General features: G+C 52.8%; 22 protein-coding genes. 9 read left to right on the forward strand and 13 right to left on the reverse strand.

The features are described from left to right. Nucleotides 1-119 precede the first annotated feature (119 nt). The 3 genes from R50912_RS18660 to zwf form a co-directional block, all read right to left on the reverse strand. Nucleotides 120-326: a hypothetical protein gene (locus R50912_RS18660; protein WP_042237020.1), complete on the reverse strand. Its 207-nt coding sequence runs from the start codon at nucleotides 324-326 to the stop codon at nucleotides 120-122. Between the two features lie 222 nt (nucleotides 327-548). Next, nucleotides 549-1,442: a phosphogluconate dehydrogenase (NAD(+)-dependent, decarboxylating) gene (gene gnd / locus R50912_RS18665; RefSeq protein ID WP_042237021.1), complete on the reverse strand. Its 894-nt coding sequence runs from the start codon at nucleotides 1,440-1,442 to the stop codon at nucleotides 549-551. Nucleotides 1,443-1,487: 45 nt separating this feature from the next. Continuing rightward, the gene (gene zwf / locus R50912_RS18670) at nucleotides 1,488-3,026 is read right to left on the reverse strand and encodes a glucose-6-phosphate dehydrogenase (protein ID WP_042237023.1); all 1,539 of its coding nucleotides are present in this window, start codon (nucleotides 3,024-3,026) and stop codon (nucleotides 1,488-1,490) included. A 198-nt stretch (nucleotides 3,027-3,224) separates the two neighbouring features. Here zwf and R50912_RS18675 point away from each other — a divergent pair, with 198 nt between their 5' ends. Beyond that, complete coding sequence (locus R50912_RS18675) at nucleotides 3,225-3,539, forward strand: winged helix-turn-helix transcriptional regulator (RefSeq protein ID WP_042137990.1); 315 nt, start codon at nucleotides 3,225-3,227, stop codon at nucleotides 3,537-3,539. 90 nt (nucleotides 3,540-3,629) lie between these two features. Here R50912_RS18675 and R50912_RS18680 read toward each other — a convergent pair whose 3' ends face one another. Then, entirely contained in the window at nucleotides 3,630-4,862 is a 1,233-nt protein-coding gene (locus tag R50912_RS18680) for an MFS transporter (RefSeq protein ID WP_042237025.1), read from the reverse strand. 890 nt (nucleotides 4,863-5,752) lie between these two features. Continuing rightward, nucleotides 5,753-7,870 (reverse strand): glycoside hydrolase family 52 protein, encoded by a 2,118-nt coding sequence (locus R50912_RS18685; RefSeq protein ID WP_042237026.1) that lies wholly within the window; start codon nucleotides 7,868-7,870, stop codon nucleotides 5,753-5,755. Nucleotides 7,871-8,044: 174 nt separating this feature from the next. On the opposite strand from R50912_RS18685, the gene R50912_RS18690 reads away from it, so the two are divergent. Further along, nucleotides 8,045-9,010, forward strand: a complete 966-nt coding sequence (locus R50912_RS18690; protein ID WP_052416489.1) for an AraC family transcriptional regulator — start codon at nucleotides 8,045-8,047, stop codon at nucleotides 9,008-9,010. A 356-nt stretch (nucleotides 9,011-9,366) separates the two neighbouring features. Here the strand turns inward: R50912_RS18690 and R50912_RS18695 are convergent, their stop codons facing one another. Next, complete coding sequence (locus R50912_RS18695) at nucleotides 9,367-11,271, reverse strand: beta-L-arabinofuranosidase domain-containing protein (RefSeq protein WP_231637673.1); 1,905 nt, start codon at nucleotides 11,269-11,271, stop codon at nucleotides 9,367-9,369. A 143-nt stretch (nucleotides 11,272-11,414) separates the two neighbouring features. Between R50912_RS18695 and R50912_RS18700 the strand changes: the two genes are divergently transcribed. Beyond that, a complete protein-coding gene (locus R50912_RS18700; RefSeq protein ID WP_042237028.1) occupies nucleotides 11,415-12,299 on the forward strand; it encodes a helix-turn-helix domain-containing protein in 885 nt (294 codons plus the stop codon). Between the two features lie 120 nt (nucleotides 12,300-12,419). Continuing rightward, nucleotides 12,420-13,172: a YdcF family protein gene (locus R50912_RS18705; RefSeq protein WP_042237029.1), complete on the forward strand. Its 753-nt coding sequence runs from the start codon at nucleotides 12,420-12,422 to the stop codon at nucleotides 13,170-13,172. Between the two features lie 4 nt (nucleotides 13,173-13,176). On the opposite strand, the gene R50912_RS35035 is transcribed toward R50912_RS18705, so the two are convergent. Next, complete coding sequence (locus R50912_RS35035) at nucleotides 13,177-13,422, reverse strand: hypothetical protein (protein ID WP_156123195.1); 246 nt, start codon at nucleotides 13,420-13,422, stop codon at nucleotides 13,177-13,179. Between the two features lie 260 nt (nucleotides 13,423-13,682). On the opposite strand from R50912_RS35035, the gene R50912_RS18710 reads away from it, so the two are divergent. Next, nucleotides 13,683-14,492 carry an aminoglycoside phosphotransferase family protein gene (locus R50912_RS18710; protein WP_042237031.1) on the forward strand — a complete coding sequence of 270 codons (810 nt, stop codon included), beginning with the start codon at nucleotides 13,683-13,685 and terminating at the stop codon, nucleotides 14,490-14,492. A gap of 63 nt (nucleotides 14,493-14,555) precedes the next feature. Here R50912_RS18710 and ybaK read toward each other — a convergent pair whose 3' ends face one another. The 4 genes from ybaK to R50912_RS18730 form a co-directional block, all read right to left on the reverse strand. Next, nucleotides 14,556-15,032: a Cys-tRNA(Pro) deacylase gene (gene ybaK / locus R50912_RS18715; protein WP_042237032.1), complete on the reverse strand. Its 477-nt coding sequence runs from the start codon at nucleotides 15,030-15,032 to the stop codon at nucleotides 14,556-14,558. Between the two features lie 87 nt (nucleotides 15,033-15,119). After that, nucleotides 15,120-15,371 (reverse strand): YolD-like family protein, encoded by a 252-nt coding sequence (locus R50912_RS18720; RefSeq protein WP_039294685.1) that lies wholly within the window; start codon nucleotides 15,369-15,371, stop codon nucleotides 15,120-15,122. 144 nt (nucleotides 15,372-15,515) lie between these two features. Continuing rightward, a complete protein-coding gene (gene aspA / locus R50912_RS18725; protein WP_042237034.1) occupies nucleotides 15,516-16,940 on the reverse strand; it encodes an aspartate ammonia-lyase in 1,425 nt (474 codons plus the stop codon). A 207-nt stretch (nucleotides 16,941-17,147) separates the two neighbouring features. Beyond that, entirely contained in the window at nucleotides 17,148-18,821 is a 1,674-nt protein-coding gene (locus R50912_RS18730) for a hypothetical protein (RefSeq protein WP_042237036.1), read from the reverse strand. A gap of 294 nt (nucleotides 18,822-19,115) precedes the next feature. Here R50912_RS18730 and kduI point away from each other — a divergent pair, with 294 nt between their 5' ends. The 3 genes from kduI (at nucleotide 19,116) to kduD (ending at nucleotide 21,561) form a co-directional block, all read left to right on the forward strand. Next, nucleotides 19,116-19,949, forward strand: coding sequence for a 5-dehydro-4-deoxy-D-glucuronate isomerase (gene kduI, locus R50912_RS18735; protein ID WP_042237039.1), 834 nt, complete (start codon nucleotides 19,116-19,118; stop codon nucleotides 19,947-19,949). A gap of 34 nt (nucleotides 19,950-19,983) precedes the next feature. Further along, the gene (locus R50912_RS18740; RefSeq protein WP_039294698.1) at nucleotides 19,984-20,739 is read left to right on the forward strand and encodes a DeoR/GlpR family DNA-binding transcription regulator; all 756 of its coding nucleotides are present in this window, start codon (nucleotides 19,984-19,986) and stop codon (nucleotides 20,737-20,739) included. 66 nt (nucleotides 20,740-20,805) lie between these two features. Beyond that, nucleotides 20,806-21,561, forward strand: a complete 756-nt coding sequence (gene kduD / locus R50912_RS18745; protein WP_042237041.1) for a 2-dehydro-3-deoxy-D-gluconate 5-dehydrogenase KduD — start codon at nucleotides 20,806-20,808, stop codon at nucleotides 21,559-21,561. Nucleotides 21,562-21,775: 214 nt separating this feature from the next. On the opposite strand, the gene R50912_RS18750 is transcribed toward kduD, so the two are convergent. Together R50912_RS18750 and R50912_RS18755 are read right to left on the reverse strand one after the other, a co-directional pair. Beyond that, the gene (locus R50912_RS18750; protein WP_042237043.1) at nucleotides 21,776-22,144 is read right to left on the reverse strand and encodes a hypothetical protein; all 369 of its coding nucleotides are present in this window, start codon (nucleotides 22,142-22,144) and stop codon (nucleotides 21,776-21,778) included. Further along, complete coding sequence (locus R50912_RS18755) at nucleotides 22,144-22,569, reverse strand: hypothetical protein (RefSeq protein ID WP_042237045.1); 426 nt, start codon at nucleotides 22,567-22,569, stop codon at nucleotides 22,144-22,146. Before R50912_RS18755 ends, R50912_RS18750 begins: the two co-directional genes overlap by 1 nt. Nucleotides 22,570-22,721: 152 nt before the next feature. Here R50912_RS18755 and R50912_RS18760 point away from each other — a divergent pair, with 152 nt between their 5' ends. Further along, on the forward strand, nucleotides 22,722-23,351 hold the full coding sequence (locus tag R50912_RS18760) for an NUDIX hydrolase (RefSeq protein WP_042237046.1): 630 nt from the start codon (nucleotides 22,722-22,724) through the stop codon (nucleotides 23,349-23,351). The last annotated feature ends 217 nt before the right edge of the window (nucleotides 23,352-23,568 follow it).

Genomic DNA, 23,568 nt, shown 5'->3' on the forward strand with positions numbered 1-23,568 from the left:
CTCTCTCTATATAACTATTCCTATATAGTACCTCAGATTGATAGCCTGGGGGAATCCCCGTTATTAACCATTAACCAGCGGGTTATTCAATTTCCATCCGGCTGAACTCGTGAATTCTGTTATTTCCCAAGTAACAACCCGAGTTTCCCCAGCCTCTTCAGCCCTTCAGTACAGGCCCATCCCCCCGCACCCGCCAGAATAGCATTGTGAAAAATTTTCAGTGCCAGTGAATATGTCATACTGCCTAAAACAATTTCAACTGCAATAAACCGGATGATATCGCCCTTAGTGATCAGATAGACTGTAAATTCCTGATTACGAGACACTGGTTCATCCCCCGTCTGCTTCTCTTTCTGTACCTATATGCTCCGTGCGGGTTGTCTAATTCGGGATGCCGCAAGGTTGAGCCGCTATCTGCCCACTCCTCAGACTCAAAGACACTACCCGGCACCAAAAAACAGCAAATCCCCAAAGGATCTGCTGCTCTTTTCACACTTCTATTATCTTATAGGACCAGAGTCCGGCAACTGCCGCCCCTGCTGCTTCCTTTACTTCGTCTCCACAGCATGGCCGCCGAATTCATTTCGCAGCGCAGCAACTACTTTGCCGGTGAAGGTATCGGTCTCCAGCGACCGGTAGCGCATCAGCAGCGCCATGGCGATAACCGGCGTAGCCGCCTGCAGATCAAACGCGGTCTCCAGCGTCCATCTGCCTTCCCCGGAAGAATGCATGATTCCCTTGATCTCATCCAGCTTGGCATCCTTGGAGAAGGCGCGTTCGATCAGCTCCATCAGCCAGGAGCGGACGACCGATCCGTTATTCCAGACGCGGGCCACCTGCTCGAAGTCGAAGTCATAGCCGCTTTTCTCCAGCACCTCAAAGCCCTCACCTATGGCAGCCATCATGCCGTACTCAATCCCGTTGTGGACCATCTTCAGGAAGTGTCCGCTGCCGGATTTGCCGGCATACAGGTACCCGTTCTCGACCGCAGTATCCCGGAAAATCGGCTCGACGACCGCCCACGCTTCCTCATCTCCGCCGATCATATAACAAGCGCCATTGCGTGCGCCTTCCATCCCGCCGGAGGTTCCGGCATCCAGGAAATAAATCCCGTGGGCGCTAAGCTCATCGTGACGGCGGATTGACTCCTTATAATGAGAATTCCCGGCTTCGATGATGATATCCCCCTCCGACAACAGCGGCGTCAGTTCTGTGATGACCGAATCCACAAAGGTGTGCGGGACCATGATCCAGAGGATACGCGGGGATTCCAGCTTGCCTGTAAGTTCTGCCAGACTTCCCGCACCGGCGGCTCCTTTCGCTTCCAGCACCTGCACCGCACCGGCGTTCACATCATAAGCCACGACTTCATGTTCGTGCTCCAATAGATTCTGGCCGAGATTGAAGCCCATTTTGCCTAATCCAATTAAACCAACTTTCATTGCAAATCCCTCCGAATGTTATAGATTAGATGATTATGCCGCTACTCACGCACCAGGCCGGATAGCTTCCGGGTCCAGCTCCTGTGTCTGGCGGACCCCGGAATGCTCCACAGCCTCCGGTTCATCAAGCCACCAGTGATGCTCTCCAAGCAGTTCATCGGCAGCCCGGGGTCCAAAGGAACCGGCTGGATACAGATGAAGCGGAAGCGTCCCTTCTGCTGTTGCTTCGATTATAGGCTGAACCCACTGCCAGGACAACTCAACTTCATCCCAATGGGCAAAGAAGGTGGCATCTCCGAGTAAAGCATCATAAATCAGGTTCTCATAGGCTTCCGGCAGATCGGGGTTGCCCGACTCATGCTTAATGCTGACCGGCTCGAGCTGTCCGTGCTGGCGCGGATTTTTGGTATTTAGGGTAAGGGAGATCCCTTCGTTCGGACCAATATCAATCACCAGCAGGTTAGGGTCCAGGGCAAGCTTGCTTCTGTTCTTATTATGCAAATCATTAAACGGCTCTTTGAATTCTATAACAATCCGCGTCGATTTCTCCTTCATGCGTTTGCCGGTGCGGATATAGAATGGCACGTCCTTCCAAAGCGGGTCATCAATCCACAGCCGGGCGGCGATGTAGGTCTCATTCTGTGAAGAGGCTTCTATGCCGGGTTCAGCCGTATAAGCGGGAACCTGCTGCCCGCGCAGCTCACCCGCTGCATACTGGCCGCGTACCACATGCTGCGTCACTTCCTCACGGAGCAATGGCCGTACCGAACGGATCACATGGCGCTTCTTGCTGCGGACATCTTCCGGGGTGCTGCCTTTGGGCAATTGCATAGCCATCATCATAAGCAGCTGCAGCATGTGGTTCTGGAACATGTCGCGCAGCGCGCCAGCCTTGTCATAATACCCAGCCCGTTCTTCCACACCGACCGTTTCACTAGCCGTAATCTGTACGCTCTCGATATACCGGTTCTGCCACAATGCCCGCAGTACCGGATTGGAGTATTTCAGCACCTCAAGGTTCTGCACCATCGGTTTGCCGAGGAAGTGGTCAATCCGGAAGATCTCTTCCTCCTTAAAAGCAGTGTTCAGGCTGTCATTAAGCACCCGTGCCGACTGCAGATCCCGTCCGAACGGTTTCTCGATAATCAGCCGCTTCCATCCCTTCGTGTCACCAAGTCCGCTGGCGTTAATGTTACTGGCAATCTCACCGAAGAATTCAGGACCGACGGATAAGTAGAACATCCGGTTCTGCGGAAGGCCCAGCTCTTCCTCACGGCGCTGCACATGGCCCAGCAGCTTCACATAATCTTCGGGGCGTCCGACATCCAGCACGCTATATTCAAAAGCCAGCAGGAAATTCTGCAGCTCTGCTGAATCCTCAACCGGACGCCGCGAAAAGGTGCGCAATGAATCCAGCACCTGATGCTGGAAGGTTTCATTCGACAACTCTCTTCTGCCGAGACCTATGACTGAGAGAGGACCAGAAAGCTTGCCATCTTTGAACAGGTTATATAGGGCGGGGTATATTTTTCGTTTGGCCAAATCCCCGGTTGCGCCAAATAGTACGAATGATGATGATTCCACTTTCATTCCTCCCGTAATTATCAAATGTTTATGTGGTTACTTATTATTACTCACAAACTTTATAACACTCATCATACGACTGCAGAATCCATTCGTCAACCTCATTTCGACATTTACGAAAAGTACTTATTTTCACGCACTTTCTACTATGTTATAGTAAGGTGGGTATTTATAATAACTACACAAGGGGGAATCCGCATGACACAGGAGCTTAAGCCTTTGCTCGCCAAAGTCGAGCATGTTCATCATATTATCGGCAAGAAGTGGGTGAATCTGATCATCCATGTGTTAATGGAGGGGACCAAACGGTTCAGTGAGCTGCACACGGTCATCCCTGATCTAAGCAAACGTATGCTCAACGAGCGCCTGAAGGAGCTTGAAGAATGCGGCCTGATCAGCCGCGAGGTCATTCCTGACCGTCCGGTAAGGACGGAATATTCGCTCACTGCCAAGGGGCAGGAGCTGGGCACGGCGCTCCTGCCCGTCGAGGCATGGGCGATGAAGTGGCTGTAATGCCGCTGCCCTGAACACGCTAAACAGCAGGCCTCCGAGAAGAAGACCTGCTGTTGTTAGCTTTTATAGTATAAATTAAGCCTTTCAGAATCAGGACACCAGGGTCTTCTCTCCGTCTGCTTCGCTGCTGCCTGCCCGTACATACTTAGTGTTGAAATAGAGCAGCACGATATTGGATCCCAGCAGCGAGGCGCCCGCAAAGCACCAGATGAAGGCATACCCGAGATTCTTGGCCATGATCCCCAGGATCAGCGTAATCAGGAAACCGGCGAGTGATTTGAGCGCTGACAGCCCGGAGGTGAAGGTCGCCCGCTTGGCCCCGGGAATGAAATCCTGTACCCAGACACCTGTAGAAGACATATCCATCCCGAGCCCGAATTCAAACAGCACCAGACCGGCAATAAATACAGCCTTATGCGGAAACAATCCGACCAGCAGCAGTCCGAGTGCAGAGATTACAGTTCCGCAGACGATGATCCGGACGGCAGCAACCTCTTTTTTGGCCAGATAGGAGACCAGGAAGCTCGATACACTAATTACTCCCATGAACAGAATCAGCAGCACCCCGAGGGAACTGACCGGAAATTCCAGCTCATTCACCCCATATACCTGCCAGGACAACAGAAAGACCAGCAAGGCGGTATGTGTCAGGATGCTGCGCAGAAGAATAAACCGCATCTCTGTGCTGCGGGCGAAATCGGCCGAACTGGCATAGATCTCCCGGCGGATGCTGCTCTGCGTTCTGCTTCCGTAGTTGTCGCTGAAGCTGAGCCAGGTATATACGCCGAGTCCTACCGCCAGCACGCCGGCAATAGCCACCGGAAGAACATAATGTACGCGGCTGCTCACCGTACCCATCAATGCACCGACGATGGCAAACGCCGATACAAACCCGCTGATGCGGGGCAGGGCGATTTTTTTATAATCCGGCATTCCCAGCTCTTCCAGCTGATCAATGTACCACGCCTGCGGAGAACCCGAAATCATCGCAACTCCCAGAGACATCACGATGGAGGCGGCGATGAATAAGGCAAGACCGTTAGCAGCGGCAAAAATCCCGAGCCCCGCTCCCCACACCATGAATCCGGCCGCCGTCATGCGCTTTCTTCCATAGATATCGGACAGATTCCCGCTGGGGTAATCAAAGATAGCCATGGACAGTGAAGAAACGGCAAACACGATACTGATCTGAAAGGCATCCACGCCGCGCAAGCTCATCAAAATGATAAAAACCGCGCCATAGAGCTTATCAGCCACATTATACCCCGACAATATGACGCCCAGAAATACACTGTATTTCCGTTGTAGCTGATTGTTCCCCACTCTGCATCCCGCCTTTCGCCTCTCGCCGATATTCCAGTCCGAGTTAATTATTGGGATTATATTATAATTGTTACCTTTTCAAAGTGAATTACTGCACAGCTGACAGCTCCCTCAATCCAATCCCGGGGTAAAAGGATTAGAACCATGAAGCCCTCATATTGCGGATTTGATCTCGAGGACTGCTTCTAGACCATGGAGTGGATCTACGAGAATTATAACCTGTGCCGGATAATCCTTAGAGTAAGGTCCTAAGGATATCACGATGCCGCTTCTGCAGCTGCTCAGCTGCCTTGGAACAGGCGAGCAGTCCCAACTAACTATGCCACCTGGGACCAGCCGGAGCATGAAGCTATTCTGCTGCATGGTACAGGCAGCGGCGACTCCTTCATCGATGTATCGCTGATCTAGGGCGATTATTACTAAGTCGAAGCCGTCGCCAAGCTGAAGTGTTGAAGCACCGTATTTTCTAATCTGGCTATTGGATAACTCAAACAGCGGGCCCCCACATACTGGGGACCCGCTGTTTGTTGTTTAAACTTATGGTTCAAAAGATTATTCAAGTGTTGCAGAATCGCGATTCGATTCCGGTTCAAAATCCTGCACGGAATACAACATTCCCTTCACTTTATTGCCTCAAATCCAATAATGTTGTATAAAATACATCATTCATCTTCTTCCAGACAGCTTAGCGGGAATATTCCTGTATTTGCTACAACAATCCTCCCGAACACCCCAGTATTTAAGGTTCAAAGTTGTAATCTGTACAACACTTTCACCTTAATAGGTGATTATCGCTAACCGTTCGCGGCTGGGCGAAGCTCTGACAACTACACATACGAAATGCTACTGCGGCTCCGCGTGTTCGGATAACCCTTTCAGCTTGCAAATGCTTACCCCCGCTGCTCCTCCAACCACAAGACCGCCGTCACTCCGCGCGGATAATATTTGCTGCCGGTGATCTCGCCGGAGATAATCTGGTCGCTCCAGCTCCAGATCGAGAGCTGCGGATGCGTAAGCCAGGTTACATGTGCCGAATCGGCTGCATGGCCTTTGTCCTCCCACTCCAGACCAAGAATTTGTCTGGCGATGAATTGGCACAGATAAATCTTGCTCAGCCAGCTGTTGTTGCTGGTGGAGGAGATTTTCCAGCCGCCGTCCTCGAACAAGCACACCCCTTCAACAAGCACGGCCTGCAGATGCGTGTCTAGCGCCGCGATGTATTCGCCGAACCGCCCCTCGCGCTCCAATGCTTCCTTACAGCCTGTGAAGTAAGGGAAGACGAGGCCTTCAATCGCCGGAATAATCTTGGAGTCATTGCCTTCACCGATTACAGCCGGGATATAGCCACCCTCGGTAACACTGCCCACAATGGTTGCTGCGCAGAGCTCTGCCTGTCTGCCGGCAGTCTGTGACAGCTCCGTATTGCCGTTATCGCGGAAGATCTTCTCCATCGCCAAATACGCTGCCCAGCATTTACCCGCCAGGTAAATATTGTTGCGCGCCTGGCCCAGTGACACATCAAGACTGTCGTACGTAGTAATCTCCGCACCGCCCATTGTCCGCGAGCTGTCGAGGGCCATCACACCGTTTCGTTTCGCCGGGTCCGGATGATCCCGGTTCAGCATACTCTGCAGGCAGCTCTCCAGTACTGTAAGGTTGCGTTCCATCCAGCTAAGGTCACCAGTATGCTCCAGATATACCGCCGCAGTAAGAATCCAGTTCACCAGCTGCTCATGGGTCATATGCGAGAAGCAGCCGTCGATGCCGTACAGCTCATATGAGGAATACCCCGGACGTGAGACGGCATTGGCTACCCCCATATCATGGGTGAAGCTGAGCCCGCCCGGATATTCCGTCATGTCTCCCGGGAAACGGACAGTATCCACATAGCTGTACCGGTCCACGAACATATCCAGCTCATTGCGAACGGTCCACGGATTCATCTTCAGCTCATAGAATAGCTGGTCCACCGTAAGATCGAATGTGTTCATCATCCGGTATTCGCCTTCGTTCACAATCCAGAACGGCTGGGCTTTGTACTCCAGCAGCTCGGTTGAGCCATAATAACTGCGGATGGCATGAGCCAGCATGAATGTCTGGTCTTCGCTGAGCCCGGTTCCTTCCAGCATGGTGTTAGCCTGCTCTGCCTGCTGCTTCAGCTGATCGAAATGGGACAACGCATATTCCGCTACCGCCTCTACATTACTGTAATAGCGGTTATAGTAATAACTGGCGTCCATCCCCGAGGTTACATAGCCGGACCGGTGGAAGCAGACTGCGAACCGGTAGACCTTGCGCTCTCCTGCGGGCACATCCATAACCAGAGCTCCAACCTGGCCGAGTCCGAAGGTCCAGTTCTCCTCCAGCTCCGCTGTGAGAATATCCTCCAGGGTAAAGTGCATGGCAGCTTTCACGCTGCCCTGTTCAGCAGCAATGGCCAGAAACCGGCCTTGTCCGACACCGGTCAGCTCTGCCTGGCCGCCATCGAATCTTCTCAAGGCGTTATAGGGATCATTCCCCTGGAAGCCGAAGAAGGCACGGCGGATAGCATTGCCCGAAGTGTTATCGACTTCCAGCTCTACCAGCACTGCGGGCAGCAGCACTTCCTTAAGCTCTTCGTCAGTAGCCGTTTCGGGGTCCGGAACCGGCCGGACCGGTGACAGAATGCGGAAGGTTAGGTCACCTGCCTGCCAGCTATCCGATGCCAGGCGGAAATCGCGGGTGATCTCTTCGTCTGCGTAGTGATAAAGAATCTGCGGCTTATCCGGGTTCGGGTCGGGGTTCTCGATGTCATAACGTTTACTTTCATCGTCGCTGCCCTGCTCATGGAACGGCAAGGTATCGAAGCCGCTACCATCCTTGCGCTCCAGACCAATATATACATTCTGTCTAGGCGGTTTGCCCACTTCCAGGTCAAAGCCGCCGGACGCTCCCTTAAATCCGAGGGTAAAGCTTGAAAAAGATCCAATCGGTGAATGATGGGCATTAAAGAATTGATTCTTCGGCATAACGTAATGCACTCCCTCCAGGCTGTGGCCCGGCAGTACCGGGCTTATAACTCTATGTTAGCGTTGCCCCCGCTTATGCAACAGGCGCAAAGCCGCCAATTATTTGGACAAATCAATCGGACGCGGCGGCTTATGCTATAATAGAGCCAACTTTTAGTGAAAAAGAGGTTGAGTATGAACGTATTAGATCCCGGTACACAGCATTCCATGGACGGCCGGATGTCCCCGGATATACAGGCTGCCTTTCATATATTCGCTGCCCACTGGCGCAAGGTGAACAAGGAGTGGCAATATCCGGCACACACCCATCCGATGTTCGAGATCAATATCGTCCTGCAGGGTTCGCAGCAAATGAATGTAGGCGGACAGTCTTACATCCAGCACAGCGGCGACATTCTGTTCATCCGCCCAAGTGTCCTGCATTCCAGCCTGGGTACAGTGTCAGAGGATGAAATGACCTATTATTGCCTGCATTTCGACATTGATGATCTGGTCCTGCGCCGTTCCCTGATGACGATGGACACCGTCAGCCTAAGCGGTGACACTCCGGAGCTGCAGGCGATCCGTTCTTCACTCGATGCAATTATCAGCTCGACGATCCTCCCTGATGCCAGCGATGCCCAGCGGGGCCGGCTGGTGACGCTCAATGCTTCGCTGCAGCTGTTCACCGCACTCAGCAGCTGGGTGCTGGCTGCATTGCCCTCCCCTGTCCGGAGCACACTGCCCGGTGTTACGGAGAAAACCGTTGCCCTGGCGAACGCCATTGAAGGGCTTCTGCAGGAATCCGTATTCACCGCTGCGGCAACCGGCAGCCGGGCCGGAAGCATTGAAGACATCGCTGCAAGACTTGGCTACAGCCCGAATCACTGCAACCGCGCCTTCCGGCAAATCTACGGATTGCCGCCGAGGCAGTATCTCTCTGATCTGATCATCCGCCATGCCAAGCTACTGCTGCTGGATAACAGCCTGTCAGTGGAGAGTATCGCCTACAGGCTCGGCTACCGTGATGTCTCCCATTTCAGCAAGCAGTTCAAGCGCTGGACCGGCCTGCCTCCCATGGGCTACCGTCAGCTTACGGAGGAACCGGGGAAGACAGACGGCAAAGCGTTATCCGCCAATACGCTGGGAGGCACATTATGAAGATATACTTTTTCAATCAGGAAACCGGTAAATCAGTTTCAGCCTTCAGCTCCGACTTCATTTTATCCCGGATTATCCAGACGGATAGAAAATTGCTTCGAGGATTATTCACAAGAAAACGAAGGTCGGCAGACCTCCGTTTTCTTGTGTAGGCAATAGTGTAATGTCACCGCCAGTATTCCTGTACCTGCCTGTCGTATTCAGTATTGGCCCGTTTCATATATTCTAGTACATCCCCGTCCTTAACAACCATTTCCTGCAGCAGCCTATAGAACCGGTTACGAACTGCGGAGGAACCATTGTTATCTCCCCGCCCATTGTTGATCATCAGGGATTTGGTAACGGCTGGATCGGGTTTATACTCCAGTCTGCTGGCCCCCAGCCTGCTCCACCGGAAAATATACCGTATACTCCTCGTCCTTAACCTCAAACAAAGGAATCAGACGAAATCCCCGCTCCTGGCGGATCGTCCGGTAACTGCCGAACATCCACCAGCCATGGTTACGTTCGCGGTCAGGGGTGAGCATGCTGCCCGGATCTGCCGCATCACCAATCAGCCTCCGCTCTTCTCCAACCAGACCGGCCAGTACCACCGGACCGTCCACGAATGCGAAGATATCCTGATCACCCGGCAATGGCTCCGCAGTTACCCCCTTGGGGAGTTCCACATCCACGGTGTCTCCACTGCTCCAGGTCCGCTCAAGCTCAACAAAGGCAGATGGCCGGCAGACTACCTGCTGCGGGACCCCATTCACCCTGATGACAGCTCCCTCCCGCAGCCACCAGGGCATTCTCAGCCGCAGGCTGAACCGGCTGTCCTCATTAGCCGCAACGGTAAGCTTATAGACAAGCGCATCCGGACGGTGCGCCGGGATTGGCGGAATATCTACTCTGGTAATATTCGTCATGCCGGCTACCGACCAATTATTCATAGGGTAGACGCCATGTTGGCCATCCTGCTCCAGCCGGATACCTATTTCGGCTCCGCCCTGCTTGAAGCTTACTGTGGAAGGAATCCATTGGCATACTTCTAAGCCGCCCTCCTCCTGCATGTAAATCATCGGTTCATAGGAGGCGTTGGCCTGCATCAAGGTGCCATGGCAGCACCAGAAATGTCCTGTTTCCGAGCCCCATGTTTTGGTGCTGCCCGCACCGAGCCCCAGGAAATATGAAATCCGGCCGTTCTCTCCATGCTGATGGGCCAGCACACCGTTATAGAAGCGCCGTTCCCAGTAATCCCCGTAAGCCGCATCTCCGGTCCAGCGCAGCAGGGTATGCGAGAGCCGCATCATATTGTAGTTGACGCAGTGCTCCTGACCAGCGCCCAGCCGGGCTGACATCTCTCCAGCGGGCATCCACAGCTCTCCATCATCGCCCGCACCGCTGCACAGATAACCGCGCACAGTAACGGCACATTTCCAGAACGCCTCCACAATGCTGCGGTAACGTTCATCCCCTGTGACCTCGTACACTTTTGCCGCTCCCAGTATCTCGGGAATCTGTGTGTTGGCGTGTTTATTGGTCAGTACATCCTGACCGTCCAGCAGGGCATCGAAGAAGCGGCGTCGGTCATAGCGGCGGATCAGCTCCAAATGCTCCTCCGATCCGGTAATTCCGTACAGATCCGCCCAGGCTTCGAGCATCCCTCCTGTCTCCAGATCAAGCAGTTCATCCAGCTGCTCCCTGCTGAACCGTCCGGTCCAGCGGAAGAACCAGGCTGCGATCCCCTTCATGATCTCCAGTGCCTGCAGATTGCCGGCTATGGCATACATCTCGTGTAAACCCATCAGGAGCTTATGAACTGTATAATGCGGAGCCCAGACATACTTGCCGTTCGCAATGCGGTGCATATAAGTCTGCGGAAAAGCAGCCAGCCACTCCCCGCCGTTCGCTTCCTGGCATTTGGCCAGTTCACCCACAATATGATCTGCCTTGGCCTTCACCAGCATATCTTCCGTCTGTGCATAAATACGCGCAGCCGCAGACAGCCAGTGACCCATAATATGCCCACGCAGCTCACAGGTCGGTGACTCCCAGCCCCAGTGCCATTGCTCCGGTCCATCCATGCTTGTTGTGGAGGCCGCTGTTGTCCCGCCGTTACCGCTATAGCTCCAGAGTCCCGCCTCCAGATAGAAACTGCGCAGCAGATTCATCGGGGTCAGACTCATAATATACTTTTTGTTCAACTCAAACCGGGCTTGCACCGGTCCGGGGGAAAGCTTAATCTGTCCAATCCGTAAAGCTGACATTGCGCTGTGCATGATTCAACAACCTCTCTTTATTTTGGCTATAACAATAATTATAGTCACTGTCCATTAAGAGAAAATGCATCAAACCACAGATTGCATATCCTTTTTTGTGATTATATAATGCGGATAGATTAGAGAGGACAGGAGGTGAAACCTTGGAAGAGCAGATCTTTTTGACGGCAGACGGGTTTCCGCTTGTCCGGGATATCGGCTGGAATCAGGCTTCAGGCCTGTACACCCATCCGGACCGCCTGCTGGATTATGAGGTATTTATTTATGTGACCCAAGGCAGCATGCAGGTGATAGAAGAAGGTACGGAATACGTAGTACAAGCGGGAGAATATCTTTTCCTGAGGGGAGGACTTCATCACTGGGGCGAACCCCGCTGCGCTGCGGGAACATCCTGGTACTGGGTTCATTTCACATCCGCTGCAGAGCACCGGGACAAGAGCAGCTACAAGGATTATATTCCGCTGCCTGAGCTGGAGTATTATTATCCCGATTATTACAAGTACCGGTTCCCGTTACCCAAATATGGCAGAGCACCGGTTCAGCTTGGACTGGAGAGCCGTCTGCGGCTAATTCTCGAGCAGGTTCAGCGGACCGAATCGCAAACGCACTGGATGACACGGAGCTGCCTCAGTGTATATGAGCTGTTCATGGATATACATGCGGCCGGGCAGCAGGAGAGCAGTACATCTGTCAGCGGCAAAAGCGGGAATGCTGTGCGGAGAGTTACAGCTTATCTGATCAAACACTGCGGCGAGGATTTCGCCGGGGAAGAGCTCGCTTCACAGCTGAACATGAATTACAGCTACCTGTCATCCGCGTTCAAGCAGGCCACCGGACAGACGATTATTGAGACCCATACCAAGCTCCGGATGAACAAGGCCATCGAGCTGATGCGGACGAGTGCGTACAATGTATCTGAGATCAGTGATGCGCTTGGCTACCCCAACCCTTACTACTTCAGCCGCGTGTTCAAAAAAGTGCTCGGTGAATCCCCCTCCTCCTACATGAAGCATCTGTACCGCACCTGAACATGGGCGAAGCTGGGAACAGCAGCCGGACTCATGGTACAATACAAGCAGAATTGATCTCCATGCAGGGCAGATGAACATAAGACTCTTATATAATCCTTCAAAAAGTTGGTGACCTGCTTGATCTACCTCATTAAATTCGTATACAGCTTTGTTCTGCCTCCGGGAATTTTTGTGATCCTGCTGCTGGGGATGGTGGTCTGGCTGTGGAAAAGCAGCCGCCGGCCGGCGGTCGTACTGCTCGCGGTGAGCCTGCTGCTCTATCTGTCGATGACCTCTGTAGTCAGTGACCTGCTGATCGGCAGTCTGGAACGGCAATATACACAGCCTTCTGCAGTAGAAGGCGATGTTATTGTCATCCTCGGCGGAGGCGCTACCTCCGGCACGCCGGATTTGGACGGACAGGGCAATATGTCCGGTCCGGCGGCGAACCGGCTGCTGGCTGCCGCCCGGCTGTACCGGCAGACCGGACTGCCGGTTATTTTCTCCGGCGGCCAGGTGTTTGCAGACAGCGGCAATGAAGCCGATATCGCCCGGCGGCAGCTGATCGGACTCGGCATCCCGGCAGAAGACATCCTGCCGGAGAACCGCTCGCTTAATACCGAGCAGAATGCGGTCAACACCGCTGCACTTATGCAGGAGCACGGATTCAGCCATCCGGTGCTGGTCACCTCAGCCTTCCATATGCCGCGCAGCATGGTGCAATTTGAGCACGCGGGATTAACGCCGCAGCCCTTCCCGGTGGATTACCTGGCCAGCCGCCCCATGTCACTCTATGTGAGCAAATTCACTCCCTCCGCCGGGTCCGTCTCCACCACCGGACTGGCGCTGAAGGAGTATCTGGGGCTTGTGGCAGCGAAGCTGTTGCCTTAACTGCTCAAGCTGCAAACCGGTTATCACGGGCGTGACGGGCATGACGGGCATAACGGGCATAACGGGCATAACCGAGTAACACTGATCGCTTGTGGTCTGCACTCCGCTCGTATAAGAGTAACATTAAGCCCTGGCTGACCGCTGCTCGGCCGTAACGGAGCAAGGCCGGTTTCGCGCGGACTGAGATTCGCCCTGGACGGAGCAATCCGGTCTCGCCGGACTGAGATTCCGTTATTTCGCTCCATTCCACCTTTTTGGAACTCCCACGGACTGAGATTCCGTTAATGGTGCCCGTTTGCTCTGAAAAGAGCCTTTCCGCATCACTTAGCGGAATCTCAGTCCGCAAGCTGCCGGAAATGCCTGTTTTCCGGCAAATAAAGGATTCTCAGTCCGCATACTCCTGAACGAACGCATCCATTCACCTCGTTGGTCCTTACTTTTCGGATGGGCTGCCGGGTAGTATCCTGCACTATATTACATACATCCTAAGTGAAAGAGAGGACTAGCCTGGTGACTCAGCATGAAGAAATACTGACCGGCGGAAATGTGAATCACATTGTCCGTAAGGCGGATACCGTCCGCCGTCCCACAGGGGATTGGAGTCCTAATGTTCATGCACTGCTGCAGCATCTGGAGAAGCAGAACTTCGGGGGAGCGCCACGTTTTCTCGGATTGGATGAGCCCGGGCGTGAAATACTCAGCTATATTCCCGGAGAAGTTCCAGGCAATGCTTACCCTGAACTTAAGCCGTATATGTGGTCTCGTGAGACACTTGCAGGTGTAGCACGCCTGTTACGTCATTACCACGATGCGACTGAAGGATTCAATCCGCAATCAGAGGGAAGCTGGCAGCTCAGCTATGCCGATAACAGTGCACATGAAGTGATCTGCCATAATGACGCTGCCCTGTACAATGTGGTTTTTCAGAATGATGCTCCTGCGGCATTGATTGATTTCGACATGGCCGGACCCGGTCCGCGGATGTGGGACATTGCATATTCCATCTACACATCAGTTCCGCTGGCCAGCTTCGCACCTGACTACACATCAGGGTCCACCGCAGCTTACCAAACCCATTTACATGCGTCAGACCGGTGCCAGCGGATACAGTTATTTTTTGAGGCTTATGGGATTCCCGTCCCCGCCCCTAAGGAGCTGAACAAGTGGGTGGTCGAGCGCCTGACAGCAATGTGCGATACCTTGAAGCAGGGAGCTGCCGATGGCAATCCTGCTTTTATGAAAATGGTTGATGAGGGGCATCTGGCACACTATGAGCGCGAGATCCGGTTTATAGCCGGTCACTACACAGAATGGAGTTAGCCAAAACCGCCAAAGAAGCCGGAATCCCTAGACCTCTAGGAATTCCGGCTTCTTGCTCTACAGCTATTCTTTAATGAGATCCGTAAATACAGCAGATACCACATCTGCCAGCAGCTTAGGCTCAAGCTCCATCTGCATGCCGATGCGCCCTGCACTGACGGCGATGGTCTGCAACCCCTCCGCGCTGCTGTGTATGAACGTAGGATACAGCTTCTTCATGCCAACGGGCGAACATCCCCCGCGCACATAACCTGTCCACTTCAGCAGTTCCTTCAGCGGGAGCATCTCGATCTTCTTCGCTCCGGCGGCTTTGGCCGCTTTCTTAAGATCAAGCTCTTCAGCCACTGGAATAACAAATACATAGGGCTGCGGCCCGCTGTGTGAGACCAGTGTCTTAAACACTGTCTCAGGCGGGAGGCCAATCTTCTCAGCAACAGCACTCCCGTGAATCTGGCCATCCTCATTATCATAAGTATGAAGGGTGTATCCGGCCTTTTTTGCATCAAGCATACGCATGGCATTGGTTTTGTTCACTTGCATGTCCCTGCTACCTCCAACCACTCTCCGGCGCGCCGGAGCTTTCTTCTGCCCTGCTATACTCTACCTTACAAGACCTGCCTCCAGCGGCTAATCCCGCGGGTAATTCACCTGCATAATATCCATGAACGGAACCTTGATAATTTCTTCGTTATATCGCAGGTGTACCTTGCCGGTACGCGAATCCATCTCCACAATCACTCCGCGAACCTGTTCTTCCTTCCCCCAGACCGTCAGCAGAATCTCGGAATCCTCCTGTTTCGCCTCGACCAGCTGATTGCCCAGCTCTTCCAGCACGAATTCGTCGCGGGTTGGACGTTTTGCTACTTTTGCCTTCGCCACACTATGCCTCCAGTAAGCCATTACAAATTTATGATACTTCCGGGTGTAAATGCTCCCGTATATTATAACACGACCTTTACCCCGGGTTTACAAAATAATACCGGTCTCTGCAGCCAATTTTCGCTATCCCCCGGATTCTGCCCTTTATTCCTTATTCAAAAGCGCCGCCCCCGCGATCCCGGGATGGGTCATTTCATAGGGATCGAGGATCAGATTAAGCTCTTCCTCACTGAGCACATTGTATTTCAGGCATAGAGCGCGCACGGATTCGCCGGTCAGAATCGCTTCTCTGGCAATACGCGACACCACTTCATAGCCCAGATGCGGGTTCACCGCAGTAATGATGCCTACGCTCTGCTCGACTTCACGCTGCAGCTTCTCCTTATTGGCCACAATGCCCGCCAGGCAGTAGTCCGTGAACACCTTGAAGGAATTGTTCATAATGCTGATCGACTGGATCAGATTGAATACCAGCACCGGCTCCATAACGTTAAGCTCGAGTTGGCCCGCCTGGGAGGCGAGACAGATCGTATGATCATTTCCGATGACCTGAAAAGCGACCTGATTGATCACCTCGGCCATCACCGGATTCACCTTGCCGGGCATGATGGAAGATCCGGGCTGGCGGGCCGGAAGCGTAATTTCACCCAAGCCGGAGCGCGGACCGGAGGCCATCAGCCGCAGATCATTGGCGATTTTGGACATGTTCATCATGCAGACCTTCAGCGCTGCCGAGACCTCGCAGTAGGCATCTGTATTCTGCGTAGCATCGACCAGATGCTCAGCACTCACCAGCGGCAATCCGCTGATCTCGGCCAGAAGTTCTACCACCCGCGCAATATAACGCGGCTCCGCATTCAGTCCGGTGCCTACCGCCGTCGCCCCCATGTTCACCTGATAGAGATGCCGCCGTGTATGCTCGATCCGCTGAATATCACGCTCCAGCACCCGGCTGTACGCCTCGAATTCCTGGCCCAGACGGATCGGTACCGCATCCTGAAGATGGGTCCGTCCCATTTTGATAACCGGATCAAACTCCGCCGCTTTCAGCACAAATACGCCATGCATGCTCCGCATAGTCACCAGCAGCTGCTCCAGCAGGGAGAGCGTGGCAATATGAATTGCCGTCGGAAAAGCATCGTTCGTGGACTGTGCCATATTCACATGCGTGTTGGGACTGAGCTGCAGATAATCGCCTTTGGCCCGGCCCAGCAGCTCCAGCGCGCGGTTCGCAATCACTTCATTCGCATTCATATTCAGCGAGGTGCCGGCCCCGCCTTGAATCGGGTCCACGATGAATTGGTCATGCCACTTTCCGGCAATCACCTCATCCGCCGCCTCAACGATAACTTCCCCCAGTCCCTTGTAGAGTCTACCGATTTCCATATTGGCCAGTGCCGCAGATTTTTTGACGATGCCCATAGCTTTAATCAGCTCCTGATGCACCCGGTACCCGGTTATCGGGAAATTCTCTACTGCACGCAGCGTCTGTATCCCGTAGTAGGCGTGTTTCTCCACCGGTTTACTTCCTAAGAAATCCTTCTCCAGTCGGTATTCTATCTCTGTCATACTGCTCCCCCCATGTCTCCATAGTAGATGCTTCGCTGCCAAAATAGTGATCTTATTGTTTCCTATGATCTACTAAGATATTACCATTCTTAACATATCATGCTCCAGCCCAATCCTGCTAGGCGAAGCAGCCGCAGACAATATAAGAACCCGGCAGACGCTTCAGCATCCCCGGGTCCTCTATAGGTTCATTAATTATTTACAAGCTTAGACAGAATAACTGTCAAAAGAAACCGGTTTGCCGTTAATCTCTGCTTTGAACTCTGTCAGGCCATTGCCTGTGCTGAGCTGTAAATACTCATGGCCGAGCCATGTAGTGTATTCCGCAGACAGAATTTCTCCCGCTCCAAACTTAGGCGCCCGCTGTGCGGCGGCTGCGGCAAACTCATCAAACCCGCTTATTCCCAGCTCCGCAGCCTGGCTAACGCTTAGCGCTTCAACAATGACTCCGCCCGGCATCCCTTCGGAGATCACCTCAAGATAATCCGGGCGTTCCAGCAGCTCATAGCCATGCGATAAGTAGACTGCAAAATACACATTGCCTGCATAACCGAACAGCGCTGCAGGCTGTTTACTCCACTGCCCCTTAGGAAGAACACCCACAACCAGCTTGTTCTCACTTTCGGGTACCGGGAACAGAGATATGACGGTGTTCTTATGGTACAGCACTTCCATATAAGGGCTTTGGTGCCGCGGATCGCCCGCGTTATACCCCTGGCCCGGATGGAAGAAGTACAGCCGGTTCACGCCTTCAGCTGCACCCACCGGGAGCGAATACGCCCAGCGCAGCTGCTCATTGTCGAACTCCTCTACCCGCTCCCACATGCCGCCTGCCGCATAATCCTCTGTGAGGTAGGCATAGGAATGGAGCGGCGGCTGGCGGTCCGGATCACCGGCAACCACCTTCTCGGTTTGCTTCTTGACCTCTACCGCTGCCTCGCGGTTCAGCGCATTCGAACGCACCTGCTCCGGCGCTTCATAGAACAGGAAACCGGCATATTCGGTGCGCGGCATCTCCGCCGGCAGCTTGAAGTCTCCGAACTGCACATAGTCGTGCAGCACATTGCTGTCAGCCGGCACATCATGCGGCCAGCCTCTGGAATGGGCACCTGCCCAGGCGCCCTGCAGATACCACTGGCTCCGCTCGTTCCAGAGATAATCAAGCATCTCGCCAAGGGTACGCTTAATGCCGCTGTCTGTCTCCAGCTCCCAGGCACAGGTGAATGCCTGCACCCAGTGCCAGAACCACGGGAGGCTGCCGTACTCCGGCATTCCTGTCTCCCGGATATGCGCCAGCGTGATGTCCAGACTCCGCTGTCCGTCTTCCAGCAGCTCGTCATCCTCGAAGAAGCTGCCGAAGATCAGCTTGGCTGCCGTATATTTTGCTTCATGGTGGCTTAACGTCGTTACCGGCTTACGGAAGAAGCCGCTGCGGTACACATGACCGATGGCCGTGTGGTAGGCAATACGCAGCCCTGCGCTGAACTGGCTGGAATATTGCTTGCAGAACCAGACCATCAGGCTACCCATGATCTCCACCGGCAGCTCATGCGGCGGCGCTTCTCTGGGCTGCGGATTCAAGCCCAGCGGCCAGTGGCCATAGAGTTCTGTACCGGGCTGGCGGTTCTGCAGCAGGACCGTTTCCAGCATGACGGCTTCCGCCTTCCGTTTGGCTTCCTCCTTATCGAAAGGCAGCTCCAGCGTATCATCTACCGCAGCAGCAAATAAATAAGAAGCATAATAGAAGTTATTCCGCACATCATCATGGAACCAGAGGCCGCTCGCAAGCAGCGGACGCCGCTCCGCCTCCAGTGCGATTGAACTGATAATTTCCTGCTGGCGTACTTTATAAGAAGTCTGATTCTGAAGCCTGTCTGCCATTTCCCTCACCCTCCATTATATATTCTGTATCACGAGCCCCTAATCCGGGAGTCATGCCGCGTGTGTATACATAGAACAACTATCCCTCTTCAATTAGGTAGACTTCACCTTGGGAACTCACTGCTTTCCAGCTCTATTGTGCACGCTTTCAGTTCAGATGGCAATCTCTAATCCTAACAAACGAACTAAAATAAACGTACTAAAAAAGATTATCACTTGCCAAATGAACGTAAATGGATTAAATTGTACCTATACGAACGAAAATACATTTTTCTTAAGGAGATTGAATATTCAATGGAAAGACGTTTTGCATCACATCCGAATGAAGTTAAGCAGTTTGACACTGAGCGCCTGCGCAAGGAGTTCCATATTCCGGTTATTTTTGCTCCGGATGAACTGAAGCTTGTCCTGACCCATGAAGATCGCATGATCGTTGGCGGGGCTAATCCGGTCAATGGGGATGTTGTACTTACAACGGACCTCAAGGAGCTTGGAGTGACTTACTTCCTGGAACGCCGTGAGCTGGGTATTATCAATGTCGGCGGCAAAGGTTCGGTTGTTGTAGACGGAACTGAATATGAAGTTGACTTCAAGGAATGCCTGTATGTAGGCCAAGGCTCCAAAGATGTTATTTTCAAAAGCGCCGACAGCGCCAAACCAGCGAAATTCTACCTGAATTCCGCTCCGGCTCACCAGTCCTACCCTACTACCAAGACCACGCTGGCTGAATCCGAATCCGGAGCCATGGGCGGACTTGAGAATTCCAACGAACGTACGATTCACCGCTTCATTCACACGAACGGCGTGCAGAGCGCACAGCTTGTGATGGGAATGACTCAGCTGAAACCGGGCAGCATGTGGAACACCATGCCATCCCACACTCACCCGCGCCGGATGGAAGCTTACTTCTACTTCGATCTGCCGGATGACTCCATCGTCTTCCATCTGATGGGGGAACCAACAGAAACCCGCCACATTGTAATGCACAATGAGCAGGCTGTCATTTCTCCGAGCTGGTCCATTCACAGCGGTGTGGGTACACATAACTACACCTTCATCTGGAGTATGGCCGGAGACAACAAACGTTACGATGATATGGACCCCGTAGGCATGAAAGAATTACAATAGAAGCAAATCAACTACGGAAAGATGAGGCAGGCGGATGAACCCGATACGGCGGCACGAGATGATTATGGAAGTTATGCTGAACCAGAAGGATGTAACAGTGAACGAGCTGAGCGACAAGCTCCAGGTAACGGGAAAAACAATCCGCGAGGACTTAAGCAAGCTGGAGGAACAAGGACTGATCATGCGTGTACACGGCGGAGCTGTGCTGGCACAGAGCGATCAATTCGGGATTCTGCCCTCCAAAGACCCGCTGGATAAATATTCCGAGGAGAAATCGGAGATTGCCCTGCGTGCGCTGGCACATATCGCCAAGGATGACATTATTGCACTCGACGGCGGGAGCACCACGCTTGAGATTGCCCGGCGGCTGGAGAATATGCCCCTGACAGTCATTACCAACGATGTGTATATCATCAGCGAGCTGGTTCCCAAAGACAACATACGTCTGGTCGTTCCCGGAGGGTACCGTGTCCGCAACATGCTGGCCGGCCCTGAAGCTGTCTCCTATGTACAGAAGCTTAATATTCAAAAAGCCTTTCTCTCGGCGACAGCCGTTCATATTGAGCATGGCCTGTCCATCTATACCGGAGATTTAATCGATTTCAAACAAGCCTTAGTATCCACGGCCCGCCAGGTATTCGCCGCTTGCGATCATCACAAATTCGGGCATACCGCTCTGCGCACCTTTGCTTCACTGCAGGAAGTCGATGTGCTGCTTACAGACAGCGGGCTTGCGCCCGAGACGGTGGAGCTGTTCCGCAAGGCAGGCGTCAACATCGAGTGCGGGTAGTTTAAATACACATTTAAGCCTTATAAGCGATACTCAATTATGCAACTTAAAGGAGAGAATTATAATATGTCATCTTTATTCAGTTTGGCAGGTAAAACAGCAATCGTAACGGGTGCTGCCCAGGGTCTTGGACAAGGGATCGCCCTTGCCTTCGCAGAAGCTGGCGCAGATGTAATCTCCGCTTCCCTTAATGGGAGTGAAGAGACTGTTTCAGCAGCTGAAGCTTTTGGCGTTAAGGCACTAAGCATTGCTACTGATCTGAGCGATCATTCCAAGCTTCAGGGCATGTTCGACGAAGCTGTTGCCTTCACAGGCAAAGTTGACATCCTCGTGAACTGCGCAGGTATGATCCGCCGTACGCCAGCCAAGGATCACAGTGAAAAAGACTGGTTCGACGTCATCAACCTCAACCAGAACACTGTATTCCTGCTGTCCCAGATCGCCGGCCGCCACTTCCTTGAAAGAGGCAACGGAAAAATCATCAACATCTGCTCCATGCTCTCCTATCAGGGCGGCATCAACGTACCAGGCTACACAGCAAGTAAGCATGCCGTAGCAGGTCTGACTAAAGCATTCGCTAACGAATGGGCTGGTTCCGGTCTGAACATCAACGCCATCGCTCCAGGATATATGGCTACTGAGAACACAGCTCCAATCCGTGCCGATCAGAGCCGTTCCGATTCAATTCTTGACCGCATTCCAGCCGGACGCTGGGGAACTGCTGAAGATGTTAAGGGCCCTGCTGTGTTCCTGGCATCTGCGGCTTCCGACTACCTGAACGGACATATCCTTAATGTAGACGGCGGATGGCTGGCCAGATAATTCCGGCTCGGAATTTTTGAACAACAGCACCATAAATTGATTCGGCTTGCTCCAACTATAGAGATAATAAGCGCCGTATATACAAACTGAGCGCGTATAGATAGGATTGTTCATAGTTTAGCGGCGGCTGTTCAGAGCAACTGCTAAACACATCAAACCCCGGATGCTTCACTTATGCACCGGGGTTCTTTGTATGCTTAATCCGACCCATCCCTTATCGGAACACGATGAACTCGTCAGGATTGGTACGGATGTAACCAGCGATGATCCGCAGACTATGTGCAGTAAACGGAGCATCTTCAAAAAACTGCAATCCCTCCAGCACACTGCTCCAGTATCCCGGCTGATCCAGCAGATAACTGAGCCACCCGTAGTATTCTTCCGCAGACTTAGAGCTGTGGTCATACAGAATCCGGAACATACAGAGCGCCCTCTGTCCCCTGCTTAGCTGTGCAATTGCTTCATTCTTCACCGCCGGAGATTTCGCGCGGATCTTCATGAACGTGGGTTCCATGCAGGCATAGTCGAGCCGTTCGTCACTAAGCGAGTTGAATGTAGTAAGCTCCATGGGTACTGGCTGCATTATTCGTCCTCCCTGACAGTCAAGAATATAGAGCATGCCTGAACAATGGCTACATACAAGAAATGCAGGATAAGTATCCCTATGAAGATTAGTCCGGTAACCGGTGCCGGCTCGTCCTCATGTACTGTCATGGGAAAGAGCGCAGCGAACAGGTAGACGAATAAGCTGAAATAGGCAAACCAGAGCAAACTCGTAATCATAGCTATTCTCCGGTTGTCCAGTATTCGCCGGGTTACATACACGATCAGAATTCCGGTCAGCAAAAAGCCTGCGATATTGATTAGCGTGACCGAACGCTCAACCTTCCCGTACTCCCATCCGGTGATCCGGCTAATCCTCAGTGCATTTCCAATCAGCTCAATGGCTGCAAAGACCGGCAGAGCCAAGATGATGCTGGCCAGATTTAGCTTAACCAAATATTTCATCGTTCTCCTCCTGAGCCGTACATTCCCTCTACCACACCTTCATTTGAATATTACTGTATTTCTGTATCTATGGTAAGCTGTAAAAAATATAATCGTCAAGACCCGCTGCATTCCGCATCCTGCTTTGACGCAATTGGTGAAGGAGCTTCTGTATGACCGAAGAGATACTAACTACATTTGATGAGCAAGGTAATAGAACCGGAACCGCTCCCCGCGATGAGGTACACCGCCACGGTCTCTGGCACGAGACCTTTCATTGCTGGTTTGTCCGTCAGGCTGACAATGGACTGATGATTTACCTCCAGCTGCGCAGCCGGCACAAAAGAGATTATGCCGGACTGCTCGATATCACTGCCGCCGGCCATCTGATGGCTGATGAGACGGTGGAGGATGGGGTCCGGGAGGTACAGGAGGAGCTGGGCCTTAGGCTTGCTTTTGACGAATTAAAACCTTTGGGAATTATCCCCTACCAGATGGATACAGCCGGGTTTATGGACCGGGAGCGGGCGAATGTTTTTGTTTACGAGAACAATTATGCTCTCAGTGACTTCTCGCTGCAGCAGGAAGAGGTAGCAGGGATCGTCCAGGCCCGCTTCGCCGAGTTCCGCAGCTTCATCGCTGGGGCAAGCAGCACTCTACATGTGCAAGGCTTCCGGGTAACCGATGACAGTGAATGGGCCGAAATTAATGAACGGGTAAACCACGCACAGCTCGTACCGCATGAGCCAGCTTACTATTTGCGGGTGATTGAGGGAATCGAAGCTCTTTACAGCAGGGAATGACGTCCAGATTTCAAACCTATTTGCTTACTCAGCTGCTTCCACGGCAAAATGTCAGGCGTAATGCTCAAACTAAATCCTTTAGATGGATTTAATACATTTATTTTTCGTCGAACGAATTGATTCCTGGCATTACGTGGATAAACAGCATCTGCTTCACTGCATTTTAGAGGCTTATCATATCATTCAAAAAGGCAGAACCCGATTTTTAGCGGGTCCT

Origin of the sequence: Paenibacillus sp. FSL R5-0912, from assembly GCF_000758605.1 — a bacterium.
Lineage (GTDB): Bacteria > Bacillota > Bacilli > Paenibacillales > Paenibacillaceae > Paenibacillus_AQ.